The organism is Polynucleobacter sp. MG-6-Vaara-E2 (assembly GCF_018687695.1).
In the GTDB taxonomy this organism is placed as follows: domain Bacteria; phylum Pseudomonadota; class Gammaproteobacteria; order Burkholderiales; family Burkholderiaceae; genus Polynucleobacter.
In genome coordinates this window covers 273,087-287,211 of the sequence record NZ_CP061303.1, presented here as the reverse complement: position 1 = coordinate 287,211, position 14,125 = coordinate 273,087, and the positions used below count along the sequence as shown (strand labels likewise).

20 protein-coding genes are annotated in these 14,125 nt (G+C 43.9%); 7 read left to right on the top strand and 13 right to left on the bottom strand.

Annotated elements, in window-relative coordinates; all coding sequences use genetic code 11:
• Window positions 1–3: 3 nt before the first annotated feature.
• The gene (gene gmd / locus ICV38_RS01560) at window positions 4–1,131 is read right to left on the bottom strand and encodes a GDP-mannose 4,6-dehydratase (protein WP_215382016.1); all 1,128 of its coding nucleotides are present in this window, start codon (window positions 1,129–1,131) and stop codon (window positions 4–6) included.
• 28 nt (window positions 1,132–1,159) lie between these two features.
• Entirely contained in the window at window positions 1,160–2,620 is a 1,461-nt protein-coding gene (locus tag ICV38_RS01555; protein ID WP_215382015.1) for a mannose-1-phosphate guanylyltransferase/mannose-6-phosphate isomerase, read from the bottom strand.
• Window positions 2,621–2,792: 172 nt separating this feature from the next.
• Here ICV38_RS01555 and ICV38_RS01550 point away from each other — a divergent pair, with 172 nt between their 5' ends.
• Complete coding sequence (locus tag ICV38_RS01550; RefSeq protein ID WP_215382014.1) at window positions 2,793–2,939, top strand: hypothetical protein; 147 nt, start codon at window positions 2,793–2,795, stop codon at window positions 2,937–2,939.
• Between the two features lie 43 nt (window positions 2,940–2,982).
• On the opposite strand, the gene ICV38_RS01545 is transcribed toward ICV38_RS01550, so the two are convergent.
• From ICV38_RS01545 to ICV38_RS01510, 8 genes are all read right to left on the bottom strand, one after another.
• Window positions 2,983–3,510: an HPP family protein gene (locus tag ICV38_RS01545; RefSeq protein WP_251368177.1), complete on the bottom strand. Its 528-nt coding sequence runs from the start codon at window positions 3,508–3,510 to the stop codon at window positions 2,983–2,985.
• A 155-nt stretch (window positions 3,511–3,665) separates the two neighbouring features.
• Window positions 3,666–3,974, bottom strand: a complete 309-nt coding sequence (locus tag ICV38_RS01540; protein ID WP_173955069.1) for a high-potential iron-sulfur protein — start codon at window positions 3,972–3,974, stop codon at window positions 3,666–3,668.
• A 161-nt stretch (window positions 3,975–4,135) separates the two neighbouring features.
• Window positions 4,136–4,345 carry a hypothetical protein gene (locus tag ICV38_RS01535; protein WP_215382012.1) on the bottom strand — a complete coding sequence of 70 codons (210 nt, stop codon included), beginning with the start codon at window positions 4,343–4,345 and terminating at the stop codon, window positions 4,136–4,138.
• A 10-nt stretch (window positions 4,346–4,355) separates the two neighbouring features.
• Window positions 4,356–5,153, bottom strand: a complete 798-nt coding sequence (locus ICV38_RS01530) for a GTP cyclohydrolase I (protein ID WP_251368176.1) — start codon at window positions 5,151–5,153, stop codon at window positions 4,356–4,358.
• 15 nt (window positions 5,154–5,168) lie between these two features.
• Window positions 5,169–5,540: an MAPEG family protein gene (locus tag ICV38_RS01525; RefSeq protein ID WP_215382011.1), complete on the bottom strand. Its 372-nt coding sequence runs from the start codon at window positions 5,538–5,540 to the stop codon at window positions 5,169–5,171.
• A 31-nt stretch (window positions 5,541–5,571) separates the two neighbouring features.
• The gene (plsY, locus tag ICV38_RS01520) at window positions 5,572–6,204 is read right to left on the bottom strand and encodes a glycerol-3-phosphate 1-O-acyltransferase PlsY (protein ID WP_215382010.1); all 633 of its coding nucleotides are present in this window, start codon (window positions 6,202–6,204) and stop codon (window positions 5,572–5,574) included.
• 31 nt (window positions 6,205–6,235) lie between these two features.
• Window positions 6,236–7,159, bottom strand: a complete 924-nt coding sequence (gene xerD, locus ICV38_RS01515; protein ID WP_215382009.1) for a site-specific tyrosine recombinase XerD — start codon at window positions 7,157–7,159, stop codon at window positions 6,236–6,238.
• Window positions 7,152–7,637, bottom strand: a complete 486-nt coding sequence (locus tag ICV38_RS01510) for a YajQ family cyclic di-GMP-binding protein (RefSeq protein WP_215382008.1) — start codon at window positions 7,635–7,637, stop codon at window positions 7,152–7,154. The genes xerD and ICV38_RS01510 overlap by 8 nt, the downstream gene beginning before the upstream one ends.
• A 102-nt stretch (window positions 7,638–7,739) precedes the next feature.
• On the opposite strand from ICV38_RS01510, the gene murB reads away from it, so the two are divergent.
• A complete protein-coding gene (murB, locus tag ICV38_RS01505; protein ID WP_215382007.1) occupies window positions 7,740–8,777 on the top strand; it encodes a UDP-N-acetylmuramate dehydrogenase in 1,038 nt (345 codons plus the stop codon).
• A 4-nt stretch (window positions 8,778–8,781) separates the two neighbouring features.
• On the opposite strand, the gene ICV38_RS01500 is transcribed toward murB, so the two are convergent.
• The 3 genes from ICV38_RS01500 to xseA form a co-directional block, all read right to left on the bottom strand.
• The gene (locus ICV38_RS01500; protein ID WP_215382006.1) at window positions 8,782–9,048 is read right to left on the bottom strand and encodes a Txe/YoeB family addiction module toxin; all 267 of its coding nucleotides are present in this window, start codon (window positions 9,046–9,048) and stop codon (window positions 8,782–8,784) included.
• Window positions 9,042–9,284, bottom strand: coding sequence for a type II toxin-antitoxin system Phd/YefM family antitoxin (locus ICV38_RS01495; RefSeq protein ID WP_215382676.1), 243 nt, complete (start codon window positions 9,282–9,284; stop codon window positions 9,042–9,044). Before ICV38_RS01495 ends, ICV38_RS01500 begins: the two co-directional genes overlap by 7 nt.
• 65 nt (window positions 9,285–9,349) lie before the next feature.
• Complete coding sequence (gene xseA, locus ICV38_RS01490) at window positions 9,350–10,564, bottom strand: exodeoxyribonuclease VII large subunit (protein WP_215382005.1); 1,215 nt, start codon at window positions 10,562–10,564, stop codon at window positions 9,350–9,352.
• 314 nt (window positions 10,565–10,878) lie between these two features.
• Here xseA and ICV38_RS01485 point away from each other — a divergent pair, with 314 nt between their 5' ends.
• The 5 genes from ICV38_RS01485 to kdsB all read left to right on the top strand — a co-directional run bounded on the left by ICV38_RS01485 (window position 10,879) and on the right by kdsB (window position 14,069).
• On the top strand, window positions 10,879–11,514 hold the full coding sequence (locus ICV38_RS01485; protein WP_215382004.1) for a MotA/TolQ/ExbB proton channel family protein: 636 nt from the start codon (window positions 10,879–10,881) through the stop codon (window positions 11,512–11,514).
• Window positions 11,511–11,957: a biopolymer transporter ExbD gene (locus ICV38_RS01480; protein ID WP_215382003.1), complete on the top strand. Its 447-nt coding sequence runs from the start codon at window positions 11,511–11,513 to the stop codon at window positions 11,955–11,957. The genes ICV38_RS01485 and ICV38_RS01480 overlap by 4 nt, the downstream gene beginning before the upstream one ends.
• Window positions 11,958–11,967: 10 nt before the next feature.
• Entirely contained in the window at window positions 11,968–13,053 is a 1,086-nt protein-coding gene (lpxK, locus tag ICV38_RS01475) for a tetraacyldisaccharide 4'-kinase (RefSeq protein WP_215382002.1), read from the top strand.
• A gap of 67 nt (window positions 13,054–13,120) precedes the next feature.
• On the top strand, window positions 13,121–13,297 hold the full coding sequence (locus tag ICV38_RS01470; protein WP_215382001.1) for a Trm112 family protein: 177 nt from the start codon (window positions 13,121–13,123) through the stop codon (window positions 13,295–13,297).
• 10 nt (window positions 13,298–13,307) lie between these two features.
• Entirely contained in the window at window positions 13,308–14,069 is a 762-nt protein-coding gene (kdsB, locus tag ICV38_RS01465; protein ID WP_215382000.1) for a 3-deoxy-manno-octulosonate cytidylyltransferase, read from the top strand.
• Window positions 14,070–14,125 lie beyond the last annotated feature (56 nt).

Below are 14,125 nucleotides of genomic sequence, written 5' to 3'. Positions count from 1 at the left end.
GCTTTAACTCTCTTTACCAACCGCAACCGAATAGCCATGTTTTTGTAGCAATGCATGCTGCTTTGCTTTATCGAGATCATTAGCAACCATCTCAACAATCATTTGATCAAGAGTAATCTCTGGAACCCAGCCCAGTTTTGTTTTTGCTTTAGTTGGATCACCCAAAAGAGTCTCCACTTCAGTAGGACGGTAGTAGCGCGGATCAATCTGCACAATCACATCACCCACTTTTAATGCAGGGGCTTTATCACCATCAATGGCTGCAACAATTGCTTTTTCATTCTCTGCAGAGCCCTCAAAGCGAAGAGTGATACCTAACTGCTTGGCGCTACGAGCAATAAATTCCCGTACGGTAAACTGCACACCAGTAGCAATTACAAAGTCCTCTGGCTTATCTTGTTGAAGCATCAACCACTGCATGCGTACATAATCTTTTGCATGACCCCAATCCCGCAGTGCATCGATATTGCCCATGTACAAACACTTTTCAAGGCCTTGGGCAATATTAGCTAAACCACGAGTCACCTTGCGCGTTACAAAAGTTTCGCCACGACGTTTAGACTCATGATTAAACAAAATTCCGTTACATGCATAAATGCCATAAGCTTCGCGATAATTTACGGTGATCCAATAGGCATACATTTTTGCCACTGCATAGGGACTTCTTGGGTAAAAAGGGGTTGTTTCTTTCTGCGGAATCTCTTGAACCAATCCATAAAGCTCTGAAGTTGACGCTTGATAGAAACGGGTTTTTTGCTCAAGCCCTAAAATACGAATTGCTTCCAACATTCGCAATGGGCCTATTGCATCGACATCGGCAGTGTATTCAGGAGATTCAAAAGAAACTGCAACATGACTCTGTGCGCCTAAATTATAAATTTCATCTGGCTGACACTCTTTAATGATGCGTACTAGGTTGCTGGTATCGGTTAAATCACCATAATGCAGGATCAAATCTGGATGATTAATATGTGGATCCTGATAGATATGATCAATACGCTCAGTATTAAAAGAAGATGCGCGCCGCTTGATTCCGTGAACAATATAGCCCTTTTCCAAAAGAAACTCGGCAAGATAGGAGCCATCTTGGCCAGTTATTCCTGTAATTAATGCGACTTTTTGCTTACTCATTACATTTACTCTTTTTTAATTTTTTAAATTAACTTCTTCCATAGGTATCTTCAAAGCGGACTATATCGTCCTCCCCTAAATAACCACCCGACTGCACTTCAATAATTTCTAGCGGCTCAGAACCAGGATTGGCAAGTCTATGGGTCTGCCCCTGTGGGATATAAGTGCTCTGATTCTCTCTTAGTATCAGCACTTGATCGCCGTTAGTAATCTCAGCAATCCCCTTGACGACTATCCAATGCTCAGCACGATGATGATGCATTTGCAACGAAAGACTTGCTCCAGGTTTTACTTGGATACGCTTCACTTTAAATCGCTCGCCCTCATCGATGCTGTCATACCATCCCCATGGGCGAGAAACCTTGCGATGGAGATTCTTCTCCTCGCGCTTTTGAGCTTCTAATTGCCCAACAATATTTTTAACATCTTGGCTATTTTTTCTGTCTGCAACCAAAACTGCATCAGCAGTTTCAATAATGATAAGGTTCTCAACACCAACTGCACTCACCAACCTACTGCTTGCATGAACTAAAGAATTCTTAGCATTGATTAGCAAAGTATCGCCATGGGTAACATTGCCATTCGCATCTTGTTTGCCCACTTGCCATACGGCATCCCAGGCACCCAAATCATTCCATCCTGCATCTAATTCCACCATCTTGATTGAAAACTGAGAGCCAGGACATTTCTCAATCACTGCATAGTCAACCGATTCAGCTGGGATAGCATTAAATAAATCTTTTTCTGGCCGCACAAACATCGCATCGCCTGAAGCGTCAGAAGTCTTCGCATTCCAAGCCGCCTGGGTTGCAAGCAAAATATCTGCTCTATACGCCTCTAGAGCATCCAACCAAACACTGGCTTTGAGTACAAACATACCGCCATTCCAAAAATAGTTGCCCTCTTCAAGATATCCCTTCGCAGTAAGTGCATCTGGCTTCTCAACAAAACGCTCAACTGTAAATCCACCAGAAGTCTTATCTGCAATTGCCTTGATATATCCATAACCCGTTTCTGGAGTTGTTGGAGTAATCCCTAAAATTGCTATGGCACCATCCTTTGCGATCTGAATACTATTTTGCAGAGCTTTTGTAAAAGCAGGAGTGTTAGTAATGGTTTGATCAGCAGGCGTCACCACCAAAATGGGATCATCGCCTTGGTCTTTGGAATATAAGGCTGCAAGCGTTAGTGCGGGGGCAGTATTTCTTCCGGAAGGTTCAAGTAATAATGTGGCAGGCATATTCTTGAGTTCACGCAATTGATCTAGAGCTAGGAATCGATGCTCTTCATTGGTAACAATCAAAGTCTCACCCAACTTAATTTCTGTATTTGCCACGGAGTGAATCCGTTGAATGGCTTGTTGGAAGAGACTTTCATTGCCTCCATCATTGGACAACACTAAGAATTGCTTGGGAAAGCCAGATCGGGAAAGCGGCCATAGACGAGTTCCAGAACCCCCACAGAGAATTACGGGCAAAACTTGCGTCATAGGCAAATAGCTAACTTTTTGAATATATTATGCAATTACGCAACTTTTAAATTATTAGTAGTAGATTTTATCGCTTTATGGCGCCTCAAAATCTTTTATAAAATAGGCTTTAGAGCCAATAGAGGCGCAAGATAGCGCTAAGGCAATTAATAACCAACTGATAGGAGCCAAAATGACCGGCAGCAATACCCCAAAAATCAATGTTCGTAACTCTGTCAATGAATGTGCCCGGTCCTTAAAAAAGGAAAATGCAGGCAAATTTCATAATTACGGCATTAAAGACTGCATTGCCTCTATAGCGGCGACGAAAGTTAAATAAGCTAATTTCAGGACTTTTAAGTTCAAATAGGCCTATTTAAAGACTATTTAGGCCTATTTGGATACCTTTTGCCTGTCAAATTACTATAAACACCCGCGACAAACACTAAGAGAATTGAATCTAGCAAGACTGGGAAGAACGCATAGCAGTAATGAGTAATATGCCCTAGCACTGCAATCAAGGCTACCGCAGCAGCAGGAGGGTGTAAACAGCGCAAAACAAACATTCCCATGATTGATAGGCTCACTGCAATAGGCATAGCCAGCAAGGGTTCAGGCATCACAGTTATCGCCGTAACACCTATTAGGGCAGACAAAGTATTACCTGCAATTACAGCCCAAGGCTGAGCCATAGGGCTGCCGGGCAAAGCAAAAACTAGCAAAGCACTTGCCCCCAAGGAGGCCATTAACCACTCATCGATACCGACTAGCTCACCAAGCAATTTGGCGATGGTAAAAACCAAAATTAAACCCACAAAGGCACCCGCACAAGACCTTAGTCGCTCAGACCAAGACACCTCTGGCTGATCGCCGCCAAAATAAAACGAGTAACGCCTGATTAAATACTTCATTGTGTGTCTCATTCTTTGTAACCTCAACGAGGCTTTAATATGGATTGGATTTCATCATAAACCCAAATTTTTACCTTATTGCCAATAAAAAAGACCGCCGTAGCGATCTTTTTTATTCGATGAAGCAAATAATTGCTTCATTTAACTAATGCTCATTAAGCCTTTTTTGCGTAAGCAGAACACCAGCCCTTGCCAGCAACTTGTTTACCAGCAAACAATGAGCAACCGCCAGCAGCGGCACCAGCCTTACCCTGGAACAAGGCGCAGTTATCACATTCTTGACCAGCAGCATACTTGGCATACTTTGCCTTATCTACTTTGGTGGCGTCAGCTTTGTAGCCTAAAGCAGCGGCTTGTGGATCAGTTTCAGCAACCATCGCTTGAGCTTGAACCTTACCGTTCAATGCCAAAGTGCAAGCACCGGCAGCGGACAAAATCATAAATTGGCGACGACTATTTTTCATGGGTTCTCCAAAAAGTAAAACGATCAGCAACAAATATATTTAAAAACTGAACCGATCATAGTGGAGATAAATTGAGCTTGCTAGGAAGCTCGTAACTTACTGATTTATATAGCAATATAGATGAGAATTGTTCTCACTAAACAAAGTCATCCATACCGCGTTTAGCGCCAGCCTTTTAAATTCATACAACCTTCCCATTGGCGGATATGGACACCAGATCCAGCCACGGGATAATCTTCCTTGCACTCTTTTAGATCTTTGCGAAAGGTAGCAAGGTTATTTTTTGCTGGATCTTGATTTGTTTCAGGTATGGATGCGCAAGAACACAAGCAGAGCAATCCAACCAACCAATATAAAAAGGTCTTAACCATTCGTAATGTTTTACTTACGATCAATCAGCGCTAAAAATTCACGCCGCAAATTAGAATCTTTCAAAAATGCGCCGCGCATCACGCTATTGATCATCTTTGAGTCACGATCTTTTACACCACGCCACTGCATACAGAAGTGATCCGCATCCATAACCACTGCAACTCCAATGGGTTTGATTTTTTTCTCAAGCATATCGGCCAACTCTACAACCGCTTCTTCCTGAATCTGCGGTCTACACATAACCCACTCAGTCAATCTTGAATATTTTGAGAGGCCAATTAATGCAGACTCTTTGCTTGGAAGAACGCCGATCCATATACGACCCATGATTGGACATAAGTGATGAGAGCAAGCGCTCCGCACTGTAATTGGACCAATAATCATCAGCTCATTTAAGCGGCTCACATTAGGAAATTTCGTTAAGGTAGGTTGATCCACATAACGGCCGTTAAAGACCTCCTGGACATACATCTTGGCTACCCGACGACTGGTGTTTCTGGTGTTGTGGTCATTTTGAGTGTCGATAACCAAGCTCTCCAAGACAGCTTGCATCTTTTCTGACACCTCCTCAACTAAGCCCTCTAGCTCCCCGGGCTTAATAAAGGCAGCAATATTGTCATTAGCATGAAAGCGGGCCTTCTGCGCCTCTATACGCCTACGTATCACAACTGAAAGTGGAAGCCCAGCATCATCTTTCGTATTAGTAATTTTCTTTGCGCTTGCTTTAGTGGGCGTCAGTTTTTTAACTGCCGCCTTAGTTGCTGACTTTTTAGGCGCCGACTTATTTGGCATTTTTTTAGCTGTCATAGTGATTATTTTTACTTAGATCTGGAAGAATATAGCGCTGACACAAAAGAGCCCTATCAACCAAACAATTGATCTGGTCGTAGGCCAATTAGCGATATAACAAACTAAATATGCAATACGAGCAATCACAAAACCGATTGCGAGTAAATCAATCCTTGATTGTGGCGCATTGTTAATTGAAGCAATGATCACTGCAGCAAAAAAGAATGGGAGAGATTCAAACAGATTTGCCTGTGCAGCATTGGCTCTTGCTCTAAATCCCGTTTGCTGTGCCAGCCATTGCCTTGGCATACTGTTGTCGTAACCCTCAAAACCCTTTTTGGCAATGCCGGCAGCCACATACGGAAATAAACCCATAAATACAACGCAAGCATAGGCAATCGTCATGTTATTGTCTCCTTATCCACCATTAAGCTCTTTAGTTTTTGTTCTTTTTTGAGCCAATGCGGCTTTCTGTACCGTTGAGTAAATTTTTAATATTGCTACGGTGTCGCCAAATCAGCAGCAGACACACAACTAAAAGCGCAATACCCATAGGCTGAAAGCCAAATAAAAATACAAAGTAAATTGGGCCAAACACGGCAGCAGCTAAAGCCGCTAAAGATGAGTAGCGCATGAATGCAGCCACAATGATCCAAGTACCCAAGGTTGCAGCCCCAAGAATGACGTTAACGCCAAACAAAATGCCACAAGCAGTCGCCACACCTTTACCACCCTTAAAGCCATGAAATATCGGAAACAGATGACCTAAAAAAACTGCCAGTACGACACCACACAAAACCCAAGAGCCAAGCGAAGCTGTTAAAGATTGATCGCCCAATAAAACACGGGCCAGCATCACCGCAAAGTAGCCCTTAAGCGCATCACCTAAAAAAGTTAAGGCAGCCGCTAATTTATTTCCTGTGCGCAGCACATTTGTTGCTCCAGGGTTACCAGAGCCATAAGAGTGGGGGTCAGGCAAATTCATGCACTTACTCACCACTACAGCAAACGAAATAGAACCAATGAGATAGGCAACCGGTATTAATAAAAGTTCAATACTTATATTCATATCGCCATCTTAAACACTTTTAGCATTCCACTCATGATCCGCGTGGGTGATGCTGTTGATGAATCGATTTAAGGCGTTCCCTTGCCACGTGGGTATATATCTGCGTCGTAGAAATATCGGCATGACCTAAAAGCAATTGAACAACCCTAAGATCAGCCCCATGGTTCAGTAGATGGGTTGCAAACGCATGTCTCAGTGTGTGCGGTGATAAAGCCACTGGAATGTTTGCCACAGTTGCATAGCGCTTAATCAGCGCCCAGAAAGCCTGCCTTGTCAGGCCAGTTCCGGTATGACGCCCGACAAAAACAGCATCCGTTGTTTTATCCTCAAGAAGGGTTGCCCTAGCTTCAGCAAGATACCTTCTTAACCACTGTCCAGCTTCTCCGCCAAACGGTACCAAACGCTCTTTACCGCCTTTGCCATTGACTACCCGCACAACACCCTCGTTCAAACCTAAGGCAACTGTTTTGAGAGAAACAATTTCTGATACGCGCAAACCACTGGCATACATCAGCTCTAACATCGTGCGATCGCGCAAGCCTAAGGGCGTATCAATATCAGGTGCATTCAGTAATGCAGTCACTTGATCTTCACTGAGTGTTTTAGGAAAGCGCAAGGCTTGCTTTGCAGCACGTAAGCCAATGCATGGATCACTTTTCACTAAATTGATACGTAAGGCATGACGATAAAAACGCTTGAATACCGTTAAACGTCTATTCGCAGTAGTTGCCTTATCAGCACGACGATGCGCTATGTAAGCAGTGAGATCTTTTTCTTGAGCTGAATAGAGGTCCGCGCCAGACCCTTGATATAACCACTGGGCTAAGAGCAATAAATCTCTTCGATAAGCTGACAGACTATTCTTTGCAAGCCCATCCTCTAGCCAGCAAGCATCGCAAAAGCGTTCAATCGCCTCTTCACTTGCTGGAGCTATCTTAGGAGAATCATTAGTCACGGAAATTATTAAAACCTAAGGGCGCCTCGGTGACCTCTTTTTTGAGAAGAGCCATAGTCGCCTGCAGGTCATCTCGCTTAGCGCCAGTCACACGAACGGCATCACCCTGAATACTCGCTTGTACTTTGAGCTTACTGTCTTTAATAATGCGCACGACTTTTTTAGACAGATCTGAAGTAATGCCTTTTTGAATCTTCATAGTTTGCTTGCGTTTATCACCACCAATTGTCTCTGTTTTGTCATCCTTGAGATAACGCACATCTACATTACGCTTAGCCATCTTGTTAATCAGTACGTCACGAACTTGGCCTAATTTAAAGTCATCATCCCCAAAGAGAATCAAAGCCTCATCTTTTTGCTCAACCCGACTATCGGAACCCTTGAAGTCAAAACGATTACTAATTTCTTTATTGGATTGCTCAATCGCATTTTTAAGTTCAACCATGTCTGGCTCACAAACCACATCAAATGAGGGCATCTTTCACTCCTTATTTATTGAATTACGTATTATTTTGAATTATCTAAATACTAATATTCCAATTATCTGCGCTCTTGGCAGACATTCGAATAAGATTGTGGCATGAACTCCAGCCAAAATGCAGTCTCCCAAGCAAAATCGAGCCTAAACCTCGTCCTTCGGGATCGCAATACCTTTGGGTTTGATGTCAGTGCTGAAGTGGCTTATGAAATTACTGCCGCAGAACAAGTTCCGGCAGTAATTCGGGGGGTAACTGAGAAGAATTTGCCTTGGCGCGTGCTTGGGGGTGGCAGCAACGTGATCTTACCGAAAGTTTTATCTGGCGCAACCTTACTCATGAATATCACCAGCCAGGAGATTGTTTCTTCTGATGAAAAAGCAACCTTGATAGCCGTCGGCGGTGGCGTTAATTGGCATGAATTTGTTGCATGGACTTTAGACAATCATTTTCCAGGACTAGAAAACTTAGCTCTCATTCCAGGAACCGTCGGGGCAGCACCTATTCAGAATATTGGTGCTTATGGCGTTGAAATTGGCGAGTACATTGATTCGGTCGAAGCTTTTGACGCCAAAAGCCATACCTTTGTCACTCTCGCAAAAGATGCCTGCCAATTTGCTTATCGCGATAGCTACTTCAAGCAAAATCCTCATCGCTTTATCGTGACAAAGGTTATTTTTAAAATCCCTAAACAATGGCAAGCACGCATTCATTACGCAGATTTAGCCAAACAGTTCACAAGCAATTTAAACCCAAGTCCTAGGGAAATCTTTTTGGCGGTCTGCAAGATTCGCACACAGAAGTTGCCTGACCCTAAGATGATTGGCAATGCTGGTAGTTTCTTTCAGAACCCGATTGTTCCTAATGAGCAATATAAGACCTTGCTTCATAAATACCCTGGATTAGTTTCATATCCTGATGCGCTAGGTAAGCGCAAACTGGCTGCAGGTTGGCTCATTGATCAGTGTGGCTTTAAGGGCCAACGTATGGGCAATGTAGGAGTTTATGAAAATCAAGCACTCGTATTGGTAAACCACGGTGGTGGCACAGCACAAGATATTTTAGGTCTTGCTAAATGCATTCAGGATAAAGTCAAAAAAGAATTTGGCGTGAGCTTGGAAATTGAGCCCAACATTCTCTGAGACTTTACTCATAATGCGTCCACATTCTGAGGATGCGAACCGTTTTTTCTTTTCGGAATATTTCATACACCAGACGATGTTGAATATTAATTCTGCGTGAATATGCCCCTTTAAAATCACCGACTAATTTCTCATACGGTGGTGGATTTTGAAAAGGATTCGCCTGAAGAATATCGAGTAATGCTTGAGTTTTATCCCTCAATCCAGCGGCCGATATTTTTTTGGCATCCCTTAGGGAGTATTTGGAATAAGCTAAATTCCAAATTACCACTTCAATACCTTTTTACTTTTAGCTAACGGCTCAGCCATGGCGTCTTTAATAGATTCGCGCATTCCTGGTATTGCCATGAGATACAGCGTCTCTTGAATGGCACTCCAATCCTCTTCTGAAATTAAGACAGCATTGGCACGCTTACCTGAAATTACTACAGGCTTATGAGACTCGGCCGCCTGATCAATTAAGCGGTAAAGACCTGCCCTGGCTTCGCTTGCAGTTAATGTAGTCATCATTTAGCTCCTTTCGACAATAGTACGTAAAAACGTACGTTTTGTCAAATGATGTCCATTTTGAGCTAAGGGCTTATTTTGATATCGGCTAATCGAACTTCTGCCCCACCATCCGCCATTTGAATTTGAAATACTTTTTCAGTGGATAGTTCTGTTGGACCTCTTACTGCATGCAATTGATTTTCTTCTATATTTAAAATCACCGAATATCCACGCTCTAATGTTCTCTGTGGATTGAGCATCTCTAACTGAGATTGATAGTGAGTTTGATTTCGCTTCCAGTTATCCATGCGCACAGACCAAGCTTGATTGAGACGCTGCTGCCAACTTGTTATCTGCTCTCGCATACGATCTGGATTGGGCAATGCATGACTCAATCTCAAGACTAATTGATCTAAGGTCTGCGCCTCACGCTCAACGCGTTGATTAATGCGAGCAAGCAACGCCTGCATGATGGTATCAAGCTCTTGTAGCATTTGATCTCTGCGAGGAGCGGCCAGCTCTGCTGCGCCTGTTGGCGTTGGCGCCCTTAGATCAGAGACAAAGTCTGCGATCGTAAAATCCGTTTCATGACCAACCCCACTGACGACAGGAATTGGCGAGCTTGCGATTGCATATGCCAATTGCTCATCATTAAATGCCCACAAATCTTCGATACTGCCACCGCCACGAACAAGCAAAATTACATCGACTGCTTTTTCTTTTTCAGCAACTTTGAGCGCTGCAATAATTCCTGCCGGAGCATCAGGGCCCTGCACCAATGTTGGATAAATCACAATTGGAATATGTGGCGCACGTCTTGCGAGAGTACTGAGTACATCCTTTAAAGCTGCGGCTTGTGGTGAAGTGACAATACCAATTGAACGTGGATGGGTTGGAATCTCACGTTTACGATCTTCATCAAACAAGCCTTCTTTTGTTAGCTTGGCTTTGAGCTTTAGGAAGGCTTCGTATAAGCCACCCATTCCAGCACGTCTTAAGGTTTGAATCGTTAGTTGAATATCACCCCTGGGAACATACATGCCCAGGCTTGCGCTAACCTCTACCAGGTCTCCTGACTGAGGCATGAAGCCGACTTGGCCATTACGACCTCGGAACATCACACAGCGAATCTGACCCTCTTCATCTTTTAATGAGAAGTACCAGTGCCCGCTGTCATAAGCCTTGAAGTTGGAAATCTCCCCGCTAACCCAAACGGTGTCGAAACGATCCTCCAAAGAGGCTGCAATGGCGCGGTTTAGATCGCCAACTGACAGAATTTCCCTTGATATTTCCGACATTTTTTCTCTTTGCTCTCAAAGCCATGTGGCTTAGACGGTAATAAATATCCACAGAAGCCTATTGGCCGTTGGTTTAATGCACATAAGTAAGTGATTACTGACCCAAAACATCTCATAAATACTACAGATAAATTGCAAGCCCATGATTTATATACTGAAATTATCCTCTTCTCTAATGGTATTTTTGGGAATATTTCACCCTGCCGACCATCAATCAAGGACTTAGAGCATCCCTATAAAAAAGTTTTGCACAGAGTTATCCACAGGCAAACTTTCTGAAAGGGGCTCATTAATTCAGCTAAAGTACTGAGCTTATGTACTCCATCTTACTATCCGCTGGCTGGCCTATTTGGCCTCTTTTGATCATTTCCATTATTGGCCTAGCGATTGTTATCGAGCGTAGCTGGTATTTACGCCAGATTCATATTTTTCCGAAAGGCAGTCTGGAAACTGCTTTTACTCTCGCAAATCAATTAGTTAGCCAAAAAACATTGGCGAATGAGCAGATTACAGAACTAGCTCAGTTGTCTCCAGTTAGTCCATTGCTAGCCTGTGTATTGCGTGAGAAATCTTCAGGCAACCATGCTCAATCTGCACTAGAAGAGCTTCAAGTGACCGCTCAAGCAACTTGGCTCAAGTTTGATCGCTATTTAGGTGCACTAGCAACAATCGCTACCGTAGCTCCATTGCTGGGTTTGTTTGGCACTGTCGTGGGCATGATTGAGATCTTTGGTAGTCAAGGTGCGATTAATGGTGCCGGTAGCCCACAACAACTAGCGCATGGAATTTCTGTAGCGCTATACAACACTGCCTTCGGTTTGTTGATTGCCGTTCCTGCGTTAGCCGCTTGGCGCGCACTACGCGCAATCGCAAATCAGCGTCAACGTGAGTGCGAAGAATTCACACGCCAATTATTTAAAAAACTATATCCAACTGAATCAGCACAATGAGTTGGTTAGACACCCATTCAAAAGCAGGAAAGCAATTCTCTCTGGGAACGACTTCGGTTTCTGCTGAACCCGAAATCAATCTCATCCCCTTTATTGATGTGTTATTAGTGGTGTTGATCTTTTTGATGATCTCCACTACTTTCACTCGCTATCAAGAATTAGCCATTACATTGCCAACAGCAAGTGGTAGCCAATCTCAAGTCGAGAACAAGCAAGTTCATATTGCAGTCAGTCGAGATGGCCGTTTTGCAATTAATGGCAAAGTGACTGATCCATCTCAACTCAGCAACTCCTTAACTCAACTGAGCAGCAAAGACAGCAACCTACAAGTCAATATTGATGCTGACGCTAAAGCACCACATCAATCCGTCATGACAGCCTTAGAGGCAGCGCGTGATGCCAATTTGAGCAATATTGTTTTTAGCAGTCAGACTAAAAAGTAAATAAGAGGTTATGGCACTTCCCATATTCCGCAAGGCTCCAAAATTTTGGGAGAGGCGTGGCCCCACAAGCTTTGTGCTGTGGCCGCTTTCTTGGCTATATGGCCTTATCTTGCGCATTCGCAAACTGATTCATGATTTAGATCTCTCTAAAGTAAAGCCAATCCCAATACCGATCATTATCGTTGGCAATATTCGGGTTGGTGGCACGGGCAAAACACCCATCGTGATTGCTCTTGCACAACAACTCTCGCAACTAGGGTGGAAGCCTGGAATTATTAGCAGAGGTTATGGCGCAACGTCGCAGATAGCCCCAGTACAAGTAAAGTGCGACTCTGATCCTTCCATGGTTGGCGATGAGCCTGTCTTGATTGCAAAACGCACTGCTGATCAATTTCCGATTTGGGTATTTCCAAAACGTCAGCAAAGCATTAAAGCCTTGCTCAAGCATTCTCCTGAGGTCAACGTCATCATTAGTGATGACGGTCTACAACACCGTGGATTAATTCGCTGGCCTGCACGTGAAGGTGGTCGCGATGTCGAGTTTGTAGTGCGTGATGATCGAGGCGAGGGGAATCGATTCTTACTGCCTGCAGGGCCACTTCGCGAACCAGCTGCACGAGAGCGGGATGCTACGCTATTTACCGGCACTCCGAAGAATCAAAAAAGTGGCATCCTTGATGAGTACTTTTTAGGTCGTAGATCTTTTAATCTGGCTAGTCGCTTAGGCAACCCATATCAATTAACCAATTCTTCAAATACCCAATCTTTTGAGCAGATTACTGAGCAATTTTTGCCAAAGAACATTACTACGATTGCAGGCCTTGGCAATCCAAAACGATTTTTTGATGATTTAGCAAAACACGGCGTTATCGGCAAACAGATCCCATTACCAGACCACGCTGCTTACACCCCAGAATTTTTTGCTGCCATCAAAGCACAATGCATCCTGATTACAGAAAAAGATGCAGTCAAGTGCGTGGGCATTTCAGATGAGCGCATTTGGGTTGTGCCAATGTCACTCCGTTTGCCAGATAACCTGATGGATTGGTTGCAATCAATTTTGCAAAGGCCAGATCCCCGACGTTACACACTATAAGTTATTTAGGTGCATTTGACGAACTTAAGCGCTACACTCTTTTCTCATAACCTTTATTGAAAATATTATGGACAGACGCCTACTCGATATCTTAGTTTGCCCTTTGTGCAAAAGCCAATTGCATTTAGATACAGACAAGCATGAGCTCATTTGTAAAGCCGATCGTCTGGCCTATCCAATTCGTGATGATGTGCCAGTAATGCTCGTTGAAGAAGCGCGTAACTTAAGCGCTGAAGAGGTTTAAGTAATTCGAAATGAGTGCCTCTAAAGCTCCTGATTTTTTAGTTGTGATACCAGCAAGACTGGGATCGACTCGCTTACCTCGAAAACCGCTGGCGGACATTGACGGAAAACCGATGGTAGTTCGCGTTGCCGAGCAAGCCAAAAAATCATTAGCGCATAGCGTAGTGGTTGCAACAGACTCAGTAGAAATTCAAGCGGCATGTGACGAGCATCGCATCGAATGTTTACTAACTAGCGAGAATCATCCAACAGGCACTGATCGTCTTGCTGAAGTAGCGCAGTTACTAAAGCTCCCTGACAACGCCTTGGTAGTCAATGTGCAAGGTGATGAGCCCCTCATTCCGCCGGAACTCATTAATCAAGTTGCTCAAACTTTGGCTGATCATGAGGAGTGTGCGATTTCTACAGTGGCAGTACCAATTCATGATACAACTGAAATTCAAAACCCAAATGTAGTCAAAGTGGTTTTGAATCGTGTTGGCGAGGCGCTCTATTTTTCTAGAGCATCCATTCCTTTTGTGCGCGATGCTGGCGCTGAAGAGAAAACCGAGCATTTACGACATTTAGGCATTTATGCTTATCGGGCTGAATTTTTACATGCCTATACCCGCCTAGACCCTGCACCGCCAGAGCAGGCTGAAGCACTGGAGCAACTTCGCGCCCTGTGGAATGGCTATCGAATTGCGGTTTATACCGCAACTCAAACCCCTCCTGCTGGGGTTGATACGCCAGATGACCTAGAACGTGTAAGACGGGTGTTTAAGGCTTCATAGCCCTTTTTCTCATTCTGCAGGTCTTGAGACCTTCTCGGGGATAATCCTAAGCATTA